The 21,771-nt window shown below is 61.5% G+C and carries 24 protein-coding genes; 15 read left to right on the top strand and 9 right to left on the bottom strand.

Annotation, left to right across the window (positions count from 1 at the left end):
• Positions 1 to 3 precede the first annotated feature (3 nt).
• On the top strand, positions 4 to 1,005 hold the full coding sequence (locus E8M77_RS19090; protein ID WP_137132219.1) for an NAD(P)H-quinone oxidoreductase: 1,002 nt from the start codon (positions 4 to 6) through the stop codon (positions 1,003 to 1,005).
• 43 nt (positions 1,006 to 1,048) lie between these two features.
• Positions 1,049 to 1,330 (top strand): XRE family transcriptional regulator, encoded by a 282-nt coding sequence (locus tag E8M77_RS19085; RefSeq protein ID WP_137132218.1) that lies wholly within the window; start codon positions 1,049 to 1,051, stop codon positions 1,328 to 1,330.
• A 356-nt stretch (positions 1,331 to 1,686) separates the two neighbouring features.
• On the opposite strand, the gene E8M77_RS24090 is transcribed toward E8M77_RS19085, so the two are convergent.
• Both E8M77_RS24090 and E8M77_RS19070 read right to left on the bottom strand, forming a co-directional pair.
• Positions 1,687 to 1,956, bottom strand: a complete 270-nt coding sequence (locus E8M77_RS24090; RefSeq protein ID WP_205910503.1) for a ribbon-helix-helix protein, CopG family — start codon at positions 1,954 to 1,956, stop codon at positions 1,687 to 1,689.
• Between the two features lie 440 nt (positions 1,957 to 2,396).
• Positions 2,397 to 3,134, bottom strand: coding sequence for a DUF3750 domain-containing protein (locus E8M77_RS19070; RefSeq protein ID WP_137132215.1), 738 nt, complete (start codon positions 3,132 to 3,134; stop codon positions 2,397 to 2,399).
• Positions 3,135 to 3,226: 92 nt separating this feature from the next.
• Here E8M77_RS19070 and E8M77_RS19065 point away from each other — a divergent pair, with 92 nt between their 5' ends.
• Positions 3,227 to 4,234 (top strand): asparaginase, encoded by a 1,008-nt coding sequence (locus tag E8M77_RS19065; protein WP_137132214.1) that lies wholly within the window; start codon positions 3,227 to 3,229, stop codon positions 4,232 to 4,234.
• Between the two features lie 235 nt (positions 4,235 to 4,469).
• Here the strand turns inward: E8M77_RS19065 and E8M77_RS19055 are convergent, their stop codons facing one another.
• A complete protein-coding gene (locus E8M77_RS19055) occupies positions 4,470 to 4,829 on the bottom strand; it encodes a hypothetical protein (RefSeq protein WP_246659344.1) in 360 nt (119 codons plus the stop codon).
• Between the two features lie 213 nt (positions 4,830 to 5,042).
• Between E8M77_RS19055 and E8M77_RS19050 the strand changes: the two genes are divergently transcribed.
• Positions 5,043 to 5,663, top strand: coding sequence for a glutathione S-transferase family protein (locus E8M77_RS19050; protein WP_137132213.1), 621 nt, complete (start codon positions 5,043 to 5,045; stop codon positions 5,661 to 5,663).
• A gap of 9 nt (positions 5,664 to 5,672) precedes the next feature.
• Here E8M77_RS19050 and E8M77_RS19045 read toward each other — a convergent pair whose 3' ends face one another.
• Positions 5,673 to 5,885, bottom strand: coding sequence for a hypothetical protein (locus E8M77_RS19045; RefSeq protein WP_137132212.1), 213 nt, complete (start codon positions 5,883 to 5,885; stop codon positions 5,673 to 5,675).
• 101 nt (positions 5,886 to 5,986) lie between these two features.
• On the opposite strand from E8M77_RS19045, the gene E8M77_RS19040 reads away from it, so the two are divergent.
• Both E8M77_RS19040 and E8M77_RS19035 read left to right on the top strand, forming a co-directional pair.
• Positions 5,987 to 6,910, top strand: a complete 924-nt coding sequence (locus E8M77_RS19040; protein WP_137132211.1) for a LysR substrate-binding domain-containing protein — start codon at positions 5,987 to 5,989, stop codon at positions 6,908 to 6,910.
• A gap of 167 nt (positions 6,911 to 7,077) precedes the next feature.
• Positions 7,078 to 7,698: a DUF2087 domain-containing protein gene (locus E8M77_RS19035; RefSeq protein WP_137132210.1), complete on the top strand. Its 621-nt coding sequence runs from the start codon at positions 7,078 to 7,080 to the stop codon at positions 7,696 to 7,698.
• Between the two features lie 36 nt (positions 7,699 to 7,734).
• Here E8M77_RS19035 and E8M77_RS19030 read toward each other — a convergent pair whose 3' ends face one another.
• From E8M77_RS19030 to E8M77_RS19015, 4 genes are all read right to left on the bottom strand, one after another.
• A complete protein-coding gene (locus E8M77_RS19030; RefSeq protein WP_137132209.1) occupies positions 7,735 to 8,094 on the bottom strand; it encodes a type II toxin-antitoxin system PemK/MazF family toxin in 360 nt (119 codons plus the stop codon).
• On the bottom strand, positions 8,094 to 8,357 hold the full coding sequence (locus tag E8M77_RS19025) for a PbsX family transcriptional regulator (protein ID WP_137132208.1): 264 nt from the start codon (positions 8,355 to 8,357) through the stop codon (positions 8,094 to 8,096). The genes E8M77_RS19030 and E8M77_RS19025 overlap by 1 nt, the downstream gene beginning before the upstream one ends.
• 80 nt (positions 8,358 to 8,437) lie before the next feature.
• A complete protein-coding gene (locus E8M77_RS19020) occupies positions 8,438 to 9,103 on the bottom strand; it encodes a glutathione S-transferase family protein (RefSeq protein WP_137132207.1) in 666 nt (221 codons plus the stop codon).
• A 135-nt stretch (positions 9,104 to 9,238) separates the two neighbouring features.
• Positions 9,239 to 10,621 (bottom strand): TIGR03808 family TAT-translocated repetitive protein, encoded by a 1,383-nt coding sequence (locus E8M77_RS19015; RefSeq protein ID WP_137132206.1) that lies wholly within the window; start codon positions 10,619 to 10,621, stop codon positions 9,239 to 9,241.
• A 253-nt stretch (positions 10,622 to 10,874) separates the two neighbouring features.
• On the opposite strand from E8M77_RS19015, the gene E8M77_RS19010 reads away from it, so the two are divergent.
• Positions 10,875 to 12,395 carry a diguanylate cyclase gene (locus tag E8M77_RS19010; RefSeq protein ID WP_170975937.1) on the top strand — a complete coding sequence of 507 codons (1,521 nt, stop codon included), beginning with the start codon at positions 10,875 to 10,877 and terminating at the stop codon, positions 12,393 to 12,395.
• 25 nt (positions 12,396 to 12,420) lie between these two features.
• Here the strand turns inward: E8M77_RS19010 and E8M77_RS19005 are convergent, their stop codons facing one another.
• Positions 12,421 to 12,954: a MarR family transcriptional regulator gene (locus tag E8M77_RS19005; RefSeq protein WP_137132570.1), complete on the bottom strand. Its 534-nt coding sequence runs from the start codon at positions 12,952 to 12,954 to the stop codon at positions 12,421 to 12,423.
• A gap of 122 nt (positions 12,955 to 13,076) precedes the next feature.
• Here E8M77_RS19005 and E8M77_RS19000 point away from each other — a divergent pair, with 122 nt between their 5' ends.
• From E8M77_RS19000 to E8M77_RS18965, 8 genes are all read left to right on the top strand, one after another.
• The gene (locus tag E8M77_RS19000) at positions 13,077 to 14,600 is read left to right on the top strand and encodes an MDR family MFS transporter (RefSeq protein WP_137132204.1); all 1,524 of its coding nucleotides are present in this window, start codon (positions 13,077 to 13,079) and stop codon (positions 14,598 to 14,600) included.
• A gap of 113 nt (positions 14,601 to 14,713) precedes the next feature.
• Complete coding sequence (locus E8M77_RS18995; protein ID WP_137132203.1) at positions 14,714 to 15,046, top strand: type II toxin-antitoxin system PrlF family antitoxin; 333 nt, start codon at positions 14,714 to 14,716, stop codon at positions 15,044 to 15,046.
• 3 nt (positions 15,047 to 15,049) lie between these two features.
• The gene (locus tag E8M77_RS18990) at positions 15,050 to 15,571 is read left to right on the top strand and encodes a type II toxin-antitoxin system YhaV family toxin (protein WP_137132202.1); all 522 of its coding nucleotides are present in this window, start codon (positions 15,050 to 15,052) and stop codon (positions 15,569 to 15,571) included.
• 63 nt (positions 15,572 to 15,634) lie between these two features.
• Positions 15,635 to 16,645, top strand: a complete 1,011-nt coding sequence (locus E8M77_RS18985) for a ligase-associated DNA damage response exonuclease (protein ID WP_137132201.1) — start codon at positions 15,635 to 15,637, stop codon at positions 16,643 to 16,645.
• A 262-nt stretch (positions 16,646 to 16,907) separates the two neighbouring features.
• Positions 16,908 to 18,548 carry a cisplatin damage response ATP-dependent DNA ligase gene (locus E8M77_RS18980; protein ID WP_137132200.1) on the top strand — a complete coding sequence of 547 codons (1,641 nt, stop codon included), beginning with the start codon at positions 16,908 to 16,910 and terminating at the stop codon, positions 18,546 to 18,548.
• Between the two features lie 298 nt (positions 18,549 to 18,846).
• A complete protein-coding gene (locus E8M77_RS18975) occupies positions 18,847 to 19,773 on the top strand; it encodes an alpha/beta fold hydrolase (RefSeq protein ID WP_137132199.1) in 927 nt (308 codons plus the stop codon).
• A gap of 135 nt (positions 19,774 to 19,908) precedes the next feature.
• Positions 19,909 to 20,679 carry a L,D-transpeptidase gene (locus tag E8M77_RS18970; protein WP_246659343.1) on the top strand — a complete coding sequence of 257 codons (771 nt, stop codon included), beginning with the start codon at positions 19,909 to 19,911 and terminating at the stop codon, positions 20,677 to 20,679.
• A gap of 184 nt (positions 20,680 to 20,863) precedes the next feature.
• Complete coding sequence (locus E8M77_RS18965) at positions 20,864 to 21,595, top strand: L,D-transpeptidase (RefSeq protein WP_137132197.1); 732 nt, start codon at positions 20,864 to 20,866, stop codon at positions 21,593 to 21,595.
• Positions 21,596 to 21,771 lie beyond the last annotated feature (176 nt).

Here is a 21,771-nt window from a genome sequence, read left to right as displayed (position 1 = left end):
GCGATGACCCTGCCGTCTACCATGCGCCATGTCGAACTTGCCGGCTTCGGCGCACCCGAAGTGATGTCTTTCACCCATGGCCCGCTGCCGAGCCCGAAGGCGGGCGAAATTCTCGTGCGGGTCGAGGCCGCCGGCGTCAACCGGCCGGATGTGGCGCAGCGCCAGGGCACCTATCCGCCGCCGAAGGATGCAAGCCCGATCCTGGGTCTGGAAGTGGCCGGCGAAGTGGTGGCGTTGGGCGAAGGCGTCTCTGAATTTGCGCTGGGCGACAAGGTCTGCGGGTTGGCCAATGGTGGCGGCTATGCGCAATATTGCGTGCTGCCGGCGGGTCAGGCGCTGACCTTCCCCAAGGGCTATGATGCGGTCAAGGCTGCCGCCGTGCCGGAAACCTTCTTCACCGTCTGGGCCAATCTCTTCCAGATGGCTGGCCTGACCGAGGGCGAAAGCGTGCTGATCCATGGTGGTTCGTCCGGCATTGGCACGACCGCCATCCAGCTCGCCAAAGCATTTGGCGCAACGGTCTATACGACGGCCGGTTCTGCGGAAAAATGCGCGGCCTGCGAAACGCTGGGCGCGACGCGTGCCATCAACTACAAAAGCGAGGATTTCGTTGCCGCGATCAAGGACGCGACAGAGGGTAAGGGCGTCGATGTCATTCTCGACATGATCGGCGCCAGCTATTTCGAGAAGAACCTCGCGGCGCTCGCAAAAGACGGCTGCCTGTCGATCATCGCTTTTCTCGGCGGTGCCGTGGCTGACAAGGTCAATCTCTCGCCCATCATGGTCAAGCGCCTGACCGTGACCGGCTCCACCATGCGCCCGCGCACGGCAGAAGAAAAACGCGCCATCCGCGATGAGCTTCTGGCGCAGGTCTGGCCGCTTCTGGAAGCCGGCACCGTTTCCCCCGTCATCCACGAGGTCATGGCCTTCGAGGATGTGGTGAAGGCGCATCAGCTGATGGAATCGAGCAGCCATATCGGCAAGATCGTGCTGAAGCTCGGGTGAGGGTAGAACTTGCGGATTTATATCAGTCTTGGTATAAATCCGTATGGAACGCCAATCCTTCGCCAATGTATGGGATGCGCTGGAAGACACAGCCGCCGAAGCGGCGAAGATGTCGATGAAGTCCAGCCTGATGATTGCCATCGAGCAGAAGGTCCGCTCCTGGGAGGGGACGCAGGCGCAGGCGGCAGCCCGTCTCGGCGTCACCCAGCCGCGTCTCAACGATCTCCTGCGCGGGCGCATCGGCAATTTCAGTCTGGATGCCTTGATCGGGCTTGCCGGACAGGCAGGCCTTGTCCTGCGTCTCGATATCGCCGATGCGGCTTGAAGCCCGGTACCAATTGCCCACATTGGGCACTCCATATTGCAATCCAACCGGCGGCGATTGCATCTGATGGTTTGTCAGCGCAAGGGATAACGTCGAGCGCTGTAGACCCTTAAAATCCAGAGGGTGTCGCTCCGGATCGTGTAGGGAATGACATAACCGTAACGGTGTTCGATTGCTTCTCGCACGGATGGGCGGTCGGTAGGGCGGCCGCTATCTGGATGTTGCTGCACAGTCCGAATGGTCGATGTTATCGCTTCAACCACATGCTGGTGTCCCTGTGGTGACCGCGGTTTCAACCAACTTCTGATCTCGTCAAGATCAGCTATCGCGCCAGGCGTAAAGCGTAGCCGCATGATTCAGCGCTTGGCAAGAGCGGCGCGTCGGGCCTGCTCCTCAGGGCTTCCCCAACTCTTCATCCAGTCCAGAACATCATCGCCGTCATGGCCTCGCTCTTCATCGACATCTTGTAATGCGGCCTCAATGTCGGCCTGCCATCGATGATGACCGATGAGATAATGTTGAAGGGCGGTCGCGACAAAGGCTTGCCGCGACAGGCCTTTCGCACGTGCCGCATCGTCAATCTCGGATGCCATATGGTCCGGTAACGTGATTTCGAATTTTGTCATATTTCGTGCCTTGCGCAATCTCGAAAGCGGTCCTACCTTATCTTCAACAGCAACGTAACGAAAGGAAGGTGATCCAATGTCGAGTGAGATTTCGGTCTGCAAGTCGGGCAATGGAAAGGTTACGGTTTTGACGGGGCAGCCCTCGGCCTGATCCGCACTTTCCTCGAAGCAGCTGGCTTTGCCGGCGCTTCGGTCTGGTAACACAGGCCAAACTCATGGAAGGGTCGCGCAAGCGGCCCTTTTCCTGTTTCAGTGCATCGATGGCTCAGTCATAGATGTGGCGTCAGCCCCCTCATCCGCCCTTCGGGCACCTTCTCCCCGCTGGGGAGAAGAAATGCGCCGCCGACCGTAGCGGTTTCCCTCTACCCAGCGGGGTGAGGGGGCATGTGTTCGCTACCGCGCGCTGATATCCGCAAACTCCCAATTCGCTTGATCCCCGATCAAACCCCGATCCGGCCGAAGGCGGGGATCTTGATGCCGGGCCGGGCGATATCGAGACCGGCAACCAGGCCTAAAAAATGTATCTCGAAACCGCTGCGCATTCCGGCAGACAGGCCTAAAAGCCCGCGCAGCGTCAGGTGCATATCGCGCCCGTCCTCGTCCACATGCAGGAATTCGCCGTTTGGCAGGTAATCGCGGCCCACCGCATGCGATGGCAGCACGGCACCAAGCTGCGGCACGCTGCGCAGCACGAAGGCCACGAATGTGTTGGAATTCGGCCCCGGCCAGATCGTATAGCCGCCGGGCTCGCCGTAAGGGTAGGCGGCAATGGCTGCCTCCACTTTGGGGATCAGCCGCTCGGCGTCCTCGCCGGTCACGACCGTTACCAGTTCCGGGCGGTTGGAATACCAGAATGCATCGGCCGGGCGGTGGTTGCGGCGAATGGGCGAGCCCCAGCCCACTTTGTCATAGCGCGTATAGGCCCTTGCGCCTCTTTCCTTCGTCACGATCCAGGCATGGCTGGCCACGGCGCCTTTCAACCCGCCGGTCATGGCCGAAAACACATAGATGGCGGCCTCATCGCTCTCCTCCGGCTTTGGCAGGATGCCGGCAGAACCCCAGTTCGCCTGGTTCCAGCGCACCGGGCGATCTTGCAGCGCCCACCAGCCGGCAGAGGCGAAAGTGGGCAGAAGATAGATGGCAAAAATCGCGATCAGCAGGTGTTTCACAGCCTTCATGTCATCTCGTTCTGTTGCAGGCCCAAAAACCATTGGGCTTTTTTTGTCACCGCGCTATGGACTTAGCAAAGCAGCATATTCAGGGCAGGCCCATGCAAAATCCCGTGACCGTTGAAGTGACCCGTGGCCATCGCGTCGAAAGCCGGCATCGCGGGCTGGCCGTGGTGGTGGATGGCGCCGGCAAGCTTCTGTTTTCAGCTGGCGATATCGATGCGGGCGTGTTTCCCCGTTCGGCCTGCAAGGCCATGCAGGCGCTGCCGCTGATCGAAAGCGGTGCGGCGGATGCCTTTTCGCTGACGGATAAGGAACTGGCGCTCGCCTGTTCCTCGCATTCCGGCGAGGATGCGCATGTGGCCACGGCTGCCGGCATGCTGGAAAAGGTCGGGCATGATCTGTCCGTGCTGGAATGCGGCGCGCACTGGTCGTCGGACCAGCAGACCCTGATCCATCAGGCACGCACGCTTGAGGCACCCACTGCGCTGCACAACAATTGTTCGGGCAAGCATTCCGGCTTCATCTGCACCTGCGTTCAATCCGGTTTTAATCCGAAAGGCTATGTCACTTACGATCATCCGCTGCAGGCGGAAATCCGCGCCGTGATGGCGGATCTGACCGGCGCTATACTCAGCCAAGATACATGCGGCACGGATGGCTGTTCCATTCCCACCTATGCGGTGCCGCTGAAGGGCCTGGCGCATGGCTTTGCCAAAATGCTGACGGGCGAGGGCCTGTCTGCCACCCGCGCCAAAGCGTCCAGCCGCCTGATCGCGGCCTGCATGGCGGAACCCTTTTATGTGGCCGGCACCAAGCGCGCCTGCACGCGGCTGATGCAGCTGGCGCCGGGCAGGATCTTTGCGAAAACCGGCGCCGAGGGCGTGTTTGTCGCTGCCCTTCCCGAACAGGGCGTGGCGATCGCCGTCAAATGCGAGGACGGCACGACACGGGCCGCCGAAGCCATGATCTATGCGCTGATCGCCCGCCAGTTCGAGCCGGGCAGCGAGATCCGCGAGACGCTGATGGGCATGGCCAATCGCGATATGCGCAACTGGAACGGTGTGCATGTCGGCGATATCCGGGTGACGGATGCGCTGTTCGGGTAGTAAGGATAAGCGTAAGCAGCTTATGGATTTTTGCGGGCGAATACCCCCCTCTGTCCTGCCGGACATCTCCCCCCTTGAGGGGGAGATCGACTCGCGGAAAAGCCGACGCGAAGCTCCTGCCTTGCTGCCAGCGATGATCGGTGATGGGGGCAAGGCCGCGCCCCATGCGATCTCCCCCCTTGAGGGGGAGATGTCCGGCAGGACAGAGGGGGGTATGTCTTGAGGAACAATCCAATCAAATGCTCTCGCCAATGCGTGCCGTGCCCGTCTGGCCATTGTCGCGGATCCATTTCAGCGTCGTCTCGCCGGTCCGGATCAGCTCGAAGCACATGGGCGCCCCCTTGTACCAGGTGGTGAATTGCTGGCAGAGCCGGTCGTTCTTGATCCACCACTTGCCGGTGTCATTGGGCTTTGCCAGCCGCCCGAGACCAACGGCCTCGCCGGATCCGTCGACCACGCCCGAACGGCGATAGTTGAGCGGAAATTCGCCGCCGAGCGGGGCTGCCAGATAGATGCGCTTGCCGACGATCAGCTTCTGGATGTCGGACGCGGTAAAACTCTGCTCTGCCGCAGCAGAATTTACGGGAAAGGCCATGGCAAGCGGCAGGCAAAGGGCGGCCAGGGCTTGCATGGCGCGGTGCAGGGAGATCTCTGGCATCTTTTTGCTCCGGTTTTGGTTTCCAGTTCCCTTACGCCATCACGTCGCAGCTGGATCAGTCCGCCCCGAATACCCCCATTTGCCGCCTGTCCGCGGCTTGCCTTGGCGCTGGCATCGGCTATCAATGGCCACACAATAGAGGATTTTCCCATGTACACGCTTTTCTTTTCACCCGGCGCCTGTTCGCTGGCCAGCCATATCGCGCTGATCGAGGCCGGTCTGTCCTTTGAGCTCAAGCGGCTGAAATTTGCTGAAAACGAGCAGCGCTCGCCGGACTTTTTGAAGGTGAACCCCAAGGGCCGCGTGCCGGCGCTGGTCACGGACCAAGGCACGCTGAGCGAAAGCCCGGCCATTCTCACCTTCATCGCGCAAATGGCGCCGGAGAAGAAGCTTGTGCCTGCCGATCCCTTTGGCCTTGCCAGGGTGCAGGCCTTCAACAGCTTCATCGCCTCCACCGTGCATGTCAACCACGCGCATGGACGGCGTGCCAGCCGCTGGGCCGATGAGCCAGGCTCGATCGAGGATATGAAGCGCAAGGTGCCGGCCACCATGCGCGATTGCTTCCAGCTCATCGAAGCCGACCTTCAGGACGGGAGCTGGGTGATGGGCGGTGAGTTCACCATCGCCGATATCTATCTCTTCGTCATGGAAACCTGGCTTGCGGGCGATGGCGTCGATATCAACGAATTTCCCAAGGTGAAGGCGCATTTTGAGCGTATGAGCGCGCGTGCGTCGGTGCAAAAGGCGCTGGCCGACGAGGCGGCGGCGTAAAGCTTTCCTTCAGGCGCAAAGCAGAAGCTGCGGCGTTGTCATCGCCGCAGCCGGCGGTTCCGCCTGAAAGCTCGCGTGACCGGATGGCGCAAGCGGCAGATCGGCCAGTTGGCGCTGGTCCATCCGCGCAATCTCCTGCTGTTGTTGCAGGTCTGCGGGATTGTCGCTGTCCAGACGCTGCGCCCAGGCCATGAATTCCGTGAGAACTTGTAGCAATGCCATCGTGGATACCTCGCAAACAGATTGTATTTGCAAGGTGTTTATCTGCCTTTAGGCGACCATGTTCCATTGATGAATTCAGGATGGGCATATAGGTTATCTATATGCAAAACCTCAATCGTGTGCATTTGAACGGCCTTCGGGCGCTGGAAAGCGTCGCGCGTCTCGGCTCGCTACAGGCGGCAGCAGACGAACTCGGCGTCACGCTTGGTGCGGTTAGCCAGCAGGTGATCAAGGCCGAGGCGCAACTGGGTCGGCCAATCTTTGCCCGCACGCCGAAAGGCCTGGTGCCGGTGGAGGGCAGCGCGCCGCTGATCGCCCGGTTGAGCCAGGGCTTTCAGGCGCTGTCGGAAGCCGTTGCCATCGGCCGGACCCCGGATGATACGCTGCTGACGGTCTCGGTTGCGCCGGTGTTTGCCGGGCGCTTCATCCTGCCGCGCATAGACCGGTTTACCGCCCGCCATCCGGATCTTCGGCTGCGGCTCGATGCCAGTGCGCGGCTTGTCGATTTTTCGCGCGATGATGTGGATCTCGGCATTCGCGTCGGGCGCGGTGACTGGCCGGGAGTGGAGGCTGATCTTCTGTTGGCGCAGACAGTGTTTCCCGTCTGTGCGCCCTCACTTGTCGCAGGGCTGAGGCAGCCCGCTGACATTTTGAAACTGCCGGTGCTGATGGACGGGCATGCGATGTTCCCCTGGGATGTCTGGCTCGAAAAAGCCGGCTTGCAGGGCCATGAAGTCAAACCGCGCCACGTGTTCAGCGAAGCCTCTCTGGCCATGGAGGCGGCGATTGCCGGCCAAGGCGTCATGCTCGCCTGGCGGCTGCTGGCGCTGTCTGCGGTCAAGCAAAACTGCCTCGTCGTGCCCTTCGGCATTGAGGCGCCAACGGGCATGGGCCATTATCTGGTCACACGGGCAGGGGCACGGCGGCCGCACAAGGTACGGGTGTTCGAGGCATGGCTGCGCCAGGAACTGGACGAGGCAATGGCCGAATGGGCAGCGCTTGACGTCGGACTTGCCGAGCGGTAACGCTTTCACACGGTCTGCAGTTCACCCAGGCGTCACCGCCTGACCTTCGAGTCAGGAGCTAAACCTGCAGGATCAATCCCTCCGCAACGACAGGCTTGTCCCTCGTGCCGGGTCGGAAGACGGTGACCACCGACGATGAAAATCGGCACGATATCGAGGATGAACCGATGTCGAAAACCATGCTTTCCATCCTGGTGCCGGATGTCTCGGCGCTGGCAAAAACCCTTCGACGCGAACTGGATGCGCGCCAGACGCTGCTGGGCTCAGCCTCTCCCAGCCATGTGGAACTGTTGAACATGCTGGCGCGCGGCGCGGGCTTTCGCAATTTCCAGCACCTGAAGGCCGCGCAAGCTGCCGAGGCGAGGCTTGCCGCCACGCAGCAACCCGCTGAGCCGGAACCGGTCGATCACAAAAGGATCGAGCAGGTGGCCCGCTGCTTTGATGTCGATGGCGTTCTGACCCGCTGGCCGGGCAAGACCGCGCAGCAGAGGTTGGTGCTCTGGTGGTTCTGGGCCGCGCTTCCGGCCAGACGTGATCTCACCGAGCCCGAGGTGAATGCCATCCTCAAGCGCTTGAACGGCTTTGGCGATCACGTGTTGATCCGCCGCGAACTTATCGACTGGGGCATGGTCTCCCGCTCCACCGATTGCCGGGTCTATCGGCGGATCGAGACCCGCCCGCCGGCGCAAGCGACGGCACTTATCCGTCATCTGGAGGCGAAAAGACGGGCAAGCATACCGCCACGGCCATCCAACCGCCCGGCGCGGGAGGTGAGGGCCGGCCTCTGAGGGGCCGGGGTATGTTTGGCCAGTACCAGCCCAGTATTACGCCGGGTCGATCATGCTGGTAACGCGGGCTGCGATCTCGTCCACCGTGGCCTCGTCCAGCGTTTCCACATGGCGGGCGCTCTTCTGGCGCACGCGCTCGGCAATATCCATGCCGCGCACCTGGTTGCATACGGCAATGCCGGTCGTCTTGTGCCCGGAAATATTGACCGCAAGCCCGACGGTGCGGATGAACTGGCCGCCGCTGGTGACCGGCACGACGAGACACATGCCGATGGCGTTGATCTCGGCGGGCGTGATCACCACGCACCGGTGTTCATCGCGCATTTTGCGGCCGATCACCGGGTTGAGATCGACGACATAGACATCGCCGCGTTTTGGCACAGTGCTGCGCACCATCAGGGCAACTCATTGCCAAGCGGGGACACTGTCTCCCAGGCGCCCGCCTGCTTGTTGAGGGCGGCCATCTCGTCGGCGCCTTCGAGAAGCTCTGCCAATGTGTAGCGTTTGCGAGGCAGGCTGGGGGTGGCCACCAAGGACCCGTTATCCACCGAAAGCGTCAGTTCCGTGCCGACATCGGCACCCATCATCTTCATCAGCGCCGGCGGAATACTGAACACGGTGGCGCCGCCCTGGCGGCGGATCTTGACGGTATTGGCCATGGGGTTTTCTCCATAAGTGCTACATTCATAGCACTTATGGAGCGGCCTATCAACAAGGGGCGTTTAAACCCCGCCTCGGCTCACACCGGGCCGGTGGCCGGTTCGGCCAGGCGCTTGTCCCACATTGCCTTGAAGGCCGGGCGGGCCTGGGCGCGCTCCAGCCAGGCTTTTAGCGCCGGGCGCGCGGCAAACAGCGGCGCATGCGCTTGCGCGTAGCGCACGATTTCGGCCAGGTTGATATCGGCCACGGTAAAACGCTCGCCGATCATCCAGGTCTTGCCCGTCAGATGCTGTTCCAGCACGTCGAAGGGCCGCTTCAGGCTGCGGGCGGCAACCTCGATCACGGCCTTCGTCTCGTCGGTCTGTTCGGCAAGCGAGGCGAAGGAAATCTTCAAGGCCGTTGCTTCGATTTCGGTGGCGGCAAACAGCGACCATTGCATCATGGCAGCCTCTTCAGCGAGATCCTGCGGCGCCATCGGCCCGCCCTGTTTCTTGGCAAGGTAGAGGTTGATGGCCAGCGATTCATGCAGGATGACGCCGCCGTCATCGATCGAGGGAATGCTGCCCATCGGGTTGATGGCGAGAAAGGCTGGCGAGAGCGTGTTGATCGGCGCATCCGCGGCAAGCGGATCTTCCAGGCGCTTTGCCTGCAATACCGGGACATGGGCATAGGCAAGGCCCAGTTCGTCGGCAAGCCAGAGCGTGCGGGTCGCACGCGAGCGATAGGCACCATAGATCGTCAGCATGAAGGTCGTTCCTGTTTGCGGATGCGGCAAAACCTAGTGACCGTTGAAGGCGGCGAGAAGACGGTTTCACGATGGCTTTCCATGAATTTTTCTGATGGGACGAGGCCCGCCCCCGCCAATCAGTGTCATGAACTGTCAGGCACGCCGGTTTCCGCTCAGCGTCAGGTGCTTGTAGCGGGTTGAGCCGTCCACCAGGTCGCCACTCGTCGCATCATGCCAGCGATAGCCGATGATGGCGCCGTTTGGCGTGCGGTCAAACAGGTTATTGGCAATCAGCGCCTGGCCGGCGCCTTCGACCACGGAGACCGCCATGCCGGTCTGCGCCTCGCGGATCATATTGCCCGACACCAGCAGATTGCGCAGATAGGGCCCCCAGCCGATCAGCATGCCGAAGCGGGCCACACCCTCCACCACATTGCCGGAAATAACGGCATCGGCCTCGGCTGCAATGCCATAGCCGAAACCGACATTGTCGTGCACGTAAGGGCCCTGGTCGGAGATATTGCGCACCATATTGTTGGCAATCGTTGCCAGCCGCCCGCCGCTATCGAAATTGACGACGGAAATGCCGTTGGCGCCGCCATCCACCAGATTGCCGCTCACCATGGCGCCTTCAAAGCCGAATTCCGAATAGATCGCCGTTTCGCCGGAGGAGAGGCAGTGATTGTCGCTGATCTGCACATTAGAAGCGGCATTGGCGCGGATGGCGGAAAAGGCGCTGCCGGAAATCTGGTTGCCGGCCACCCGCACATTGTCGGCGCGATAAAGGTTGATGGCATTGCCGAATGGTCCGGTGCCGCCGCGCGTCGCGCCGGTGCTGGCAATGCGGTTGTCGCGCACCACCGTGCCGTCATGGCCCTTCGTCCAGCGATGGATCAGGATGCCGCCATTGCCGCAGGCACTCACCTCATTGTCGGCAATCGTCGTGGCGCGCCCCTCCACGGCATAGAGCCCGTATTCTGCTGCGCCCGAAATGCGGTTGCCCTCGATGCCTGCGCTTGAGCGTTCCACATGCAGCGCCGTCTTGGATGCACCGAGAATATCGCAATTGCTGATGATGAGTTCGCCGACACTGCGCGCCTGGATGAGGCCGGATGTCTCACCGGATAGAGTGCGATTGGCGCCATCGATGACCAGATTGGTCAGTTCCACCCGCCGCAGCCCATCGGCGCGCAGCATCGTGCCGTCCCCGGAATAGAGAAGGCGCGAGGCGCCTGGCACGCCGGTGATGCGGACATTGTCGGGAAGATCGAGACGCGAGATCGGATAGGTGCCGGGCGGCAGGAAGACCGGCCTGTTATCACCGGCAGCCTTCTTCAGAAAGGCGGCAAGCCTCGTGCCGGTCATCTCGTTTGTGCCCGGCGTCACGCTATACTGTGCGGCATCGACAGGGTTGCGCAGATCACCGCTGGAGAGCGTGCCGCGCGGTGCGGCTTGCGCACGAATCAGTGGCAGGCTGCACAGGCTTGCAGCCAGCAGCAGGGTCCGGCGTCTGGAAAGAAGAAAAGTGTCACTCATGCAACCAATAGAGCACGAATCGTGCCAAACGCCATGTGCCAGTCCGGCACATTCACGCATAAAGCGCGTCATAAGAAGTGCAATTTGGTAAGGAAATGCACGTGAAAATTAAGCAAAGAGAAGGCTTTCTACCCCATTCTGCCTTGAGCGGCGACAGCGATAGCTTAAGTTCGAGATCCCAATGATTGGGGGAGCACGGCAGATGGGCGTTTTTTTTCTCGTCCGGCCAGTGCGTGCGCAAGGAGATACGTGGATGAGGGAAGCCAGAGCTGGCAGGGTGAATGCTTCCGGATCTCTTGATCCCCTGGCGCAGCTGCGTCGTCGGCTGGTGCGCATCGCCACGGCTGCCGACATTGTGGATAGCGATACGGCGCAGGCGATCCATTCGCTCGACGCCAAGACGATGATCGACCAGTTTCCCGAATCTCTGATGCTGAAGGACAGGCGCGGCCGCTTCGTGTTTGTCAATGCGTCGGCGCTTGCGTCGCTCGGTTGCCAGCGTATCGAGGACCTGTTCGGCAAGACGGAATTTGACCTCTACGATCTGCCATTTGCCGAGGAACGCTTTCAGATCGAGCAGGAAGTGATGTCGCTCGGCGTCACCCGCGAGCAGGAAGAATTGCTGACGCCACCGGATGGTCGCCAGATCTGTCTTCTCACCACCCGCACGCCGCTACGTGATGATCAGGGTGCCGTGGTCGGTATTATCGTGATGTCGCGCGATATCAGCGAGCGCAAGCGCCAGCAGGATCTTCAGCGCGGCCATGCGAGCGTTCTGGAAATGGTGGCGCGCGGGCGCCCGCTGCAGGCCATTCTCGAAACCCTGTGCCATGTCGTGCAGCAGCAGCTGGAAGGTGTCTATGCCTCGGTGCTGTTGATGGAAGAGGAGGGCAATTGTCTGCGCCATGGTGCATCGCCGACGCTGCCTGTCACCTATACCCAGCTGATCGATGGACTGGAAGTGGGGCCGCGCGTCGGCTCATGCGGCACGGCTGCCTGGCGCCGCACCAGCGTCGTGGTGCGCGATATCGAAACGGACCCGCTCTGGGCGAATTTCCGCGATATCGCTGCCGTGTTTGGCCTGCGCTCCTGCTGGTCCACGCCCATTCTGGGCACCAGCCGGCAGGTGATCGGTACCTTTGCGCTCTATTCGAGCGAGGTGCGCGAACCGACGGAGCGCGAGCTGGAAGTGACCAGCATGGCGACCGATCTGGCCGGCATTGCCATCGAGCGTGCGATGAACGAGCAGCGCATCCAGTATATGGCCCATCATGATCCGCTGACGGGCCTGCCAAACCGGGCGCTGTTCTGGCCGCAGTTCAGCCGGGCACTGCATACGGCGCGGCGCGAGAGCCGCAAGGTGACTGTCGCCTATATCGATCTTGATAATTTCAAGCAGATCAATGATGCCCATGGCCATGCGGCAGGCGACGAATTGCTCAAGGTGATCTCGCAGCGCATCAGCCAGTCTATCCGGGCGAGCGATCTTGTGGTGCGGCTTGGCGGCGATGAATTCGCCATCGTGTTTTCCAATTCCGTGCAGGATGAGGCAAGCGTGCTGCGCCGCCTGCGCGAAATCCGCACCATGATCTCGCAGCCCGTGGAGATTGATGGCGGCAGCCTTCAGGCGACCTGCAGCATGGGCGTTGCCTTCTTTCCGCGCGATGGCAATACGCCGGAAGAGCTTCTCGCTCGTGCCGACAAGGCCATGTATGAGGCAAAGGCGCATGGCCGCGATACGCTGGAAGTGGCGCGCGAGCCTGTTTCCGCCTGAAAGACCGGCCTGGTGCTCGTGACCGTCAGCCGGCCGGCGTCTCGTCTTCCTGCCGGTCCGCCGGCAGGTGAATTTCCTCGAAACGGTTGATGAACCGCTCAAACAGGGTGGCAAAAGCGTGCCGGTCAGCCGTGCTCCAGTCATGCGTCACGTTCTCGATGGCGGCCTGCTTCACGACGCGGATTTCGCTCAGCAAATGCTGGCCGTGACCGGTGATCTGGATCAGCGAGCGGCGACCATCCTCCTGTGAGGCATCGCGGCGCAGCATGCCGCGGCTGACCATGTCGGCCACCAGCCGGCTGCCGCGCGAGGGGTCTAGCCGCATGGCATCGGCAATGGCGCCCACGGTTGCCTCGCCGCCCGCATGCTCAATGCGGCGAACCACTTCCAGAAGATCCAGCTGCGAAAGGTCAAGCCCCGGCGCCACGCGGGCAATGGCAATACGCCCGATCACCCGGCGGCCCATCATCAGTCGCATGCGCGTCAGCGCCTGGCCGATGCGGAACAGATCCTCATCACCGGGGTGGCTATCTGGGCGCTCGTCGTCTTCCATGTCCATGCTCATGATGTTTTCCTATAGCATATGCATGCTGTCATTCAAGTTATTGCTAATTGCAGGAGCTTGTGATTGACATTTATATGCCAAAAGCACATGATTTCTCGCAATAGCGAGGTACTCCCATGGATATGGCTCCCCAGTCTCCGCCGACGGCCGCTCTGCCGCCACCTCTTGTGGCCAATCACCGTCTGCGGCTGGTGCTTTTCCTGTTCCTGATGACGGCCATGTTCATGGCAACGCTCGACAACCAGATCGTCTCGACGGCGCTGCCGACCATTGTCGGCGAGTTCGGCGCCTTTGAGCGCTTCGGCTGGGTCGGCTCCGCCTATCTTCTGGCCACCAGCGCTGTCATGCCCATCTATGGCAAGCTGGGCGATCTGTTCGGCCGCAAATATGTGATGATCTCGGCCGTCAGCATCTTCATTCTCGGCTCGGTGCTCTGCGGCTTTGCCTGGTCGATGGACACGCTGATTGCCGCGCGCGTCTTCCAGGGGCTGGGTGGCGGTGGCATCATGGTGTCGATTTTTGCCGTCAATGCCGATCTGTTCGAACCGCGTGAACGCGCCCGCTACCAGAGCTATTCCAGCCTCGTCATCATGGCGTCTGGCAGTATTGGCCCGACGTTGGGCGGCACGATGAGCGACCTGTTCGGCTGGCGCTCGATCTTCCTCATCAACCTGCCGATCGGCGCGCTGGTGCTGGCCGGCCTGATTTTCCTCCTGCCCAATCGCCGGCCCGACCGCCAGCCGAAGATCGATTATCTCGGCGCCGTGCTTTTGGCGCTTGCCAGCACCACCGTGGTCCTGCTGACGGATGGCATATCGCTGTTCGGCTCGCTCCTGTCCTGGCAGAGCTTTCTGGTTCTGGCTATCGGCACCGCTGCCGCCATCTGCTGGGTGATCGTCGAGCGTCGCGCGCCAGAACCGATCATCCCTTTGCGCCTGTTTAAGGATTCGACCTTTTCGTTGTTTCTTATCGTCTCGCTGATGACGGGCGGCGTGGCGATTGGCATGGTCAATTACTTCGCGCTCTTCCTGCAAATGACCACGGGGCTCTCCCCATCCGTGGCGGGCCTGTTCTTCATCGCCGTCACCGGCGGCATGGTTGTCGGTTCGCTGTCATCCGGCCGGCTGATTTCGATGACCGGGCGCTACAAGCCCTTCGTTGTGACGGGCCTCGTGCTGAATGTACTGACGCTTCTGGTATTTTCCCAGCTGCATGCCGGCACTTCGCTGGTTGTCGTCGGCCTGGCAATGCTGATGCAGGGCTTCGCCGTCGGGCTTGGCCAGCAGGGGCCGGTGATCGGCGTGCAGAATTCAGCGCCGCGCGCCGATATCGGCTCGGCCACCGGTGCGGTGACGTTGACACGCATGGGCGGTGCGGCCATCGCCATTTCCGTCTATGGCGCGGTGATTGCAGGTGCCATGCATGGCGTTCACGTTCCAGGCGTCGCCGATGTCGGCGCTCTGACGCCGCAGCAGATGGCAGCCCTGCCGCAGGCGTCGCGGGCCGCCATTGCGGATGGCTATGCCAGGGCCTTCGAACCGATGTTCCTGACGGCTGCCGGCTTTGCCACGGCCGGTCTCATCGCTGCCTTGATGCTGAAGCCGGTGCGCCTGCCCACAGCGGGGAACCGCAAGAGCTGAGGGGCAGGGCGGGGCAGGTTGCACTTTGCTGGAACCGCACCTCTCCTTGACAAAGTAAGCGATTTTCCTTACCTTTTCGTCCAACCCGAAAAGACTGGAGGAGGAATGCGCCTATGCCCGCGGTCTTGAAGAAGGTCAGCACGATCACCGAAAAAGGCCAGGTCACCATTCCCAAATCCGTGCGCGATGCGCTGGGTCTGGGCTATGGCGGACGCGTTGCCTTTTACGTCGATGAAAACCGCCATGTCTCGCTGCAACGGGAAGTAGAGGACGCTGAAGAGGACCCGGTGATTGGCGGCTTCCTGGCGTTCTTGGCCGAGGATATGCAAAAGCACCCGCAGCATGTGCAGGCATTTCCGCAGGCTTTGATCGATCGCATGGCCGATCTGACCAAGGGGATGCACGTCGATCCGGATGATCCGATCCTTGGCGATGTGGCCCTCTGAGCCATGACCGTGATCCACGGCTGGACAGTCAGGGCGCACCCGCTGCTTCTCGACCAGCTGGATAAGCTGACCGCATCGGTTGAGGCTCTGAAGCGCAAAGATCCGGAGAATTTTCAGTCCAGCGCCAATGCCAAACTGCTGGCCGCCCTGCGGTCCCTGATGTTTGACAAGGTTCCGCAGGACCCTACCTCTCCCGCCTATATCCAGGGCAAGACGCTGGGCGCTGATCGGCGGCATTGGTTTCGGGCAAAGTTCGGTGCCGGGCGCTTCCGTCTGTTCTTCCGCTATAGCAGTCGCGCCAGGATCATCATCTTCGCCTGGGTCAACGATGAAACGACGCTGAGAACCTATGGTTCGAGGAACGACGCCTATGCGGTGTTCAGGCACATGCTGGAAGGCGGCAACCCGCCGGACGACTGGGACAAGCTTATGACAGCAGCCTTTGACCGCAAGGCCGAGGAGCGGCTGGATAAGGCGCATGCACCTGTCATCCAGAGCCCTACTATCGATCGGTGTGAGGATTGAGACGAAGCGTCGCGTTCGCATGCAGGTCTTTCAAAGCCTGAATTTCCGCCTATCTTCAGCACCATGAAACCCGAGGCGCTGCTGCATCCCACACCCGCCGGGCTCTTTTGCCCGATTGGCCAATTTTATGTCGATCCGGTGCGCCCGGTGGAGCGGGCCCTGATCACGCATGGCCATTCCGACCATGCGCGTGCAGGCCATGGCCATGTGCTCGCCACACGCCAGACGCTGGATATCATGGCGATCCGCTACGGTGCCGATTTTGCTGGGGCAAGTCAGGCGGCGGCGTTTGGCGACGTGATCGATGTCGGCGGCGTGTCCGTCTCCTTCCACCCGGCCGGCCATGTGCTGGGTTCGGCGCAGATCGCCATCGAAAGCCAGGGCCTGCGCATCGTCGTGTCTGGCGACTACAAGCGTGGCATTGATCCCACCTGCGCGCCGTTTTCGCCGGTTGCCTGCGATGTGTTCATTACCGAGGCCACGTTTGGCCTGCCTGTCTTTCATCATCCCGATCCAAAGACCGAGATGCACAAACTGCTTGCCTCGCTTTTGCAATTTCCCGAGCGCACGCATCTGGTCGGCGCCTATGCGCTGGGCAAGGCGCAGCGTGTCATCCGGCTGATCCGCGATTGCGGCTATGACGAGCCGATCTATATCCATGGGGCGCTCGCCAAACTCTGCGACTATTATGTCAGCCAGGGGATCGACCTGGGGGAACTACGTCCGGCAACGCTGGAAAAGAGCAATCCATCCGCCTTTCATGGCGCCATTGTTGTCGGCCCGCCATCGGCGTTCCAGGATCGCTGGGCGCGCCGTTTCAACGAGCCGCTGATCTCCTTTGCCTCGGGCTGGATGATGGTGCGCCAGCGCGCAAAGCAGGGTGGTGTCGAGCTGCCGCTCGTCATTTCCGACCATTGCGACTGGCCGGAGCTTTTGCAAACCATCACCGAAATCGCGCCGCAGGAAGTCTGGGTGACGCATGGCCGCGAGGAGGCGCTGGTGCGCTGGTGCGAACTGGCCGGCATTGCGGCCAAGCCCCTGCATCTGGTGGGCTATGAGGACGAGGGGGATTGATGATGATGGTAACATCATATGAAGAAAGTCCCCTCCCAAACCCTCCCCACAAGGGGGAGGGCTTAACCTGGCCGCACCGTCTGATGCAGGAGCAGGACGCTTGCCACGTCCTATCTCCCCCCTTGTGGGGGAGATGCCCGGCAGGGCAGAGAGGGTCTTATTTCAAGTTCAAAAGCTCCCCCCTTGAGGGGGAGATGTCCGGCAGGACAGAGGGGGGTATCTCGCCTGCCGCCGCCGCCAAGACCAATGTCGCGAGGCGCGCATGAAAACCTTCGCAACCCTGCTCGATCGCCTCGTGCTCACCCCCTCGCGCACTGGCAAGCTGACCCTGCTTGTCGATTACTTCCGCTCAAGCCCCGATCCTGATCGCGGCTATGGGCTGGCAGCGCTCGCCGGCACGCTGGATCTGAAGGGCGTCAAGCCGGCGCTGTTGAAGGAACTGGTGCTGGAAAGGCTCGATCCCGTGCTTTTCCAGTATTCCTATGATTATGTCGGCGATCTGGCCGAAACCATTTCGCTTGTCTGGGATGGCGGCGCACGCGAGCGCGTCTCCGCCCACAATCAGCCGCGCCTGAGCGATGTCATCCACCGCATGAACAGGCTGGGGCGCACCGAGATGCGCGCCTGCGTGCGTGATCTGCTCGATCAGCTGGATCATTCCAGCCGCTTTGCCTTTCTGAAGCTTGCAACCGGCGGGCTTCGCATCGGCGTCTCGGCACGGCTTGCCAAGCAGGCGCTTGCCGATATGAGCGGCAGCGGCGAAAATCGCCGGGATGTCACCGAGATCGAAACGCTCTGGCACGGGTTGGCGCCACCTTACGAGCCGCTGTTTGCCTGGCTGGAAGGCAAGGCGGAAAAGCCGGTGCTGGCCACGCCCGCCATCTTCCATTCTGTCATGCTTGCCAATCCGGTGGAGGAGGGCGATCTCGACAAGCTCTCGCCGCAAGATTATGCCGCCGAATGGAAGTGGGATGGCATCCGGGTGCAGATGTCGAGCTTTGGCGGCACGAAGAAGCTCTATTCGCGCTCCGGCGATGATATCTCGCATGCCTTTCCCGATATCATCGCCGCGATCACTTTCGAGGGCGTCGTGGATGGCGAATTGCTGGTCGGCGGCACCGCGCGTTCCAACAGTGCCACGCGCAGTTTTTCCGATCTGCAACAGCGGCTGAACCGCAAGACGGTCAATGCGAAAATGCTGGAGGATTATCCGGCCTTCCTGCGCGCCTATGATCTGCTGTTTGCGCGCGACGAAGATGTTCGCGGCGAAGGGTTTCTGACCCGGCGCGACCGGCTGCGCGACCTTATCGATCATGCGCCGCATGATCGTTTCGATCTTTCCGAACTCGTGCCCTTTACCGATTGGAGCGAACTCGACCGCCTGCGCCTTGTCCCGCCAGATCCGGTCATCGAGGGCGTGATGATCAAAAAGAAGGACAGCGTCTATCAGGCCGGGCGGCTCAAAGGCCCTTGGTTCAAGTGGAAGCGCGAACCCTTCAATGTCGATGCGGTGATGATGTATGCGCAGCGCGGCCACGGCAAGCGTTCCAGCTATTATTCCGATTTCACCTTCGGCGTCTGGACGCTGGACGAGGCGGGCAAGGAACTGCTGGTGCCGGTCGGCAAGGCCTATTTCGGCTTCACCGATGCCGAGCTTGACGTGCTGGACAAATTCGTGCGCGACAATACGGTCGAACGTTTTGGCCCGGTGCGCTCGGTGCGGGCCGAACCCGGCTTCGGTTTCGTGCTGGAAGTGGCGTTTGAAGGCATCAACCGCTCCAGCCGCCACAAATCCGGTGTTGCCATGCGTTTCCCGCGCATTTCCCGCCTGCGCGCCGACAAACTGCCCCGCGATGCCGACCATTTGGCGACGCTGATTGCCATGGTGGATGCGAAGGGCTGAGGAGATGAATGGGTCTGGGTTGATCCGCGAACCCCCTCTGGCTGCCGCCATCTCCCCCACAAGGGGGGAGAGCCCGTATCACGAATGTCCTGGCCATCGCTTACCACAAGATGACCTTGCGACATTGTCCGTTGTGGCGTGAGGGTCGATTGGTCTGTCTCCCCCCTTGTGGGGGAGATGGCGGCAGCCAGAGGGGGACTTTGCCCACGCCTGTCGAGAAAGCGTGATGCACCAGAGGCTTGCGGACCCGCCGACCGGTGCTAAGATCAGATCTTTCATTATATTGCGTGGTGTGCTTATGCCGATTTCCCGCCGCAGCCTTCTCTCCAGTCTTGCCGCCGCCTCTGCATCCGCCCTTGTCCTGCCGGCGGTTGCACATGCGCAGGAAAGCCCGCCCCGCTTTGCCAGTCCCGACGTGCCGCCGCTTGAGACGCAAGATTATGGCGTGGCGCGCAAGAATTTTGCGACCAAGCTCATCCGGCTCGGGCCGTCGCCGGAACAGTCACCGCCGCTCGGCGAGCCGAAGGGCGCGCGAAAAGTCGTTTATCCCGGCGGGCCGGATGGCTCCCTCAACCTGATTGCCTGGGTCTCGCACTATGAGCCATCCACCACGCTGAAGCCGGCAGTTCTCTTCCTACATGGTGGCAATGCCACCGGTGACGGGCATTGGGATCTGGCCATGCCCTATGCCGAGGCCGGTTTTGTCGTGATGCTGCCGTCGTTTCGCGGCGAAAACGGCCAAGAGGGTCATTATTCCGGCTTTTATGACGAGACATCCGATGCACTGGCGGCGGCGCATTATCTGGAAAACCTGCCAGGCATCGATAAGAACCGGCTATTCCTTGCCGGCCACAGCAATGGCGGCACGCTGGCGCTGCTGTCTGCCATGACGCGCCCCTTCAAAGCGGCAGTGCCGATTTCGGCCGGTGTGAATGCCTGGCGCTATTTTGGCCGCTATGAGAAGGAAATCCGCTTTGATGCATCCGATCCGCGGGAATTCATCATGCGCTCCTCGGTCTGCTTCGGCACAAGCCTCAAATGCCCGACGCTCTTGCTGCGCGGCACGGAGGAGCGCCCCTATGATGCCAATCACCAGCTGCTGATCGATCGGGCGCGCTCCGTCGGCGTCGAGATCGAGGCCAGGCTCATGCCCGGCACGCATAATGGCGTGGTGCCCGGCGCAGTCTCGGAGAGTATCCGTTTCTTCCGCCATCACGGGGCGTAAAGGTCAGAGATAGAGGGCGCCTACGAAAGCCTCGCGCCAGCCGCGACTGGCATGGTTGCCGCCACGTCATCTGCCGGAAGCGAGCCCATGCCATTCACTGCCCGACATCTTTCGCGTTCCTTTGCGCTCGCAGCCATGCTTGCCGGCACAACAGCGCTGTCCGGCTGCATTCTGGTCACCGATACCAGCCGCATGAATGCCGATGTCTTCGTGCAGGAAACCGCGCCGGTCTTTTACAATCCGTCCTCGCCGCCGCAGCCGCAGGCCCAGCCGACCCAGAAAGAGCAGGCCATTCCGCAGAAGCGCCAGCTCTACCAGACGCAGTTCCACCAGACCTATGGCCTGCCGATCTCCAATCCGGTGCACCGCGTCTATTACGCCAGCATCCGCGACGACGGGCATACGCTGCCGGCCATTCCCTATTCGCGCATCGATGCCCGCTTCCTGCGCCAGGAAGTGGATTACCAGACGAATGAGGCGCCCGGCACCATCGTCGTCGATACCAGCCAGCATTTCCTCTATCTCGTGCAGCCGGGCGGCAAGGCCATTCGCTATGGCGTTGGTCTGGGCAAGGAAGGGCTTGCCTGGTCCGGTCGTGGCACCATTCAGTGGAAGGCCAAGTGGCCGCGCTGGACGCCGCCGCAGGAAATGGTGGAGCGTCAGCCGAACCTGCGCAAGTTTGCCGCGGCCGCCGGTGGTGCCGATCCCGGCCTCAACAATCCGCTCGGTGCGCGCGCGCTCTATATCTTCAAGGATGGCAAGGATACGCTCTACCGCGTGCACGGTACGCCGGATTGGCAATCGGTCGGCAAGGCAACCTCGTCTGGCTGCGTGCGCATGCTGAACCAGGATGTCATCGATCTCTACGAGCGCGTTCCGGCCTCCTCGCAGATCGTGGTGATCTGATCTGATCGCCAAGAATGTGATGAAATCATCACACAAGGGTCACGTTAAGGTGCGGCAGGGCCACTGGTTCTGTCATTAAGATTGCATATACTTCTTCCAGCCACAATCCCGGAACAAATGTGGCGCTGATCCGTTTCCAGGCGCTCCCTCCCGCCTTTTCCAGCGAAGAAGTCACCCCGGCCCCATGATAACCAACGATCTTTTCAACCGTCGCCGTCTCCTCAGTTTTCTGGCGCTTGGCGCTGCCTCCACGCTTGCCAGCTGTGCCTCTTCAAGGCCCGGTCCCGGCAATCTCAGCGTCACCTATCGCGAAGGCGGCCCGTCCTTTGCCCCGGCGATCGAGCCGGTCGCCGGCCGTTCGCCGGAACTGGATGCCATGTATGGCGAGATGATGGATGGCGGCTATGTCATCCCCGCCGTTCCCTATTGGAAGATCCCGTCGCGCTTCTACCGCCAGCGCGTGGAAAATTCCACCGGCGAACCGGCCGGCACGGTCATCGTCGATACGGCGTCGCGCTTCCTCTATCTCGTCGAACCGGGCGGCCAGACCGCCATGCGCTACGGTGTCGGCATTGGCCGCGAGGGCTTTGCCTGGCAGGGCGAGGGGGTTATCCAGTGGCGCCAGCAATGGCCGAAATGGACGCCACCGAATGAAATGGTCGCCCGCCAGCCGGAACTGGTGAAATATTCCGCCGCCAATGGCGGCATGCCGCCGGGGCTGTTGAACCCGCTCGGCGCGCGCGCACTCTATATCTTCCGCAATGGCGAGGATACGCTCTACCGCCTGCATGGCAATCCGGAATGGAGTTCCATCGGCAAGGCGGTTTCGTCGGGCTGCGTGCGCCTGATGAACCAGGATATTATCGATCTTTACGAGCGCGTGCCGAACAAAGCGCGGATTATCGTCTGGCAGTAAGGGTTTAGCTGGGCCGGGGGCTTCGTCGCAGTTGTGCCTCTTGCCCCCTCACCCCGCCTCCGCTTTGCTCGGCGGACCTCTCCCCGCTGGGGAGAGCGACTGTCTTGGCAGTCAAGCGTTTTGCCATGGTTTTTCGTCCCGGATGATGGCGTTGAGGATGGTGAGCAGTTTGCGCA

The organism is Rhizobium sp. FY34 (assembly GCF_005222845.1).
Classification (GTDB): domain Bacteria; phylum Pseudomonadota; class Alphaproteobacteria; order Rhizobiales; family Rhizobiaceae; genus Neorhizobium.
Note: the sequence above shows the minus strand (reverse complement) of the source record. Positions and strands in the feature narration are given on the sequence as shown.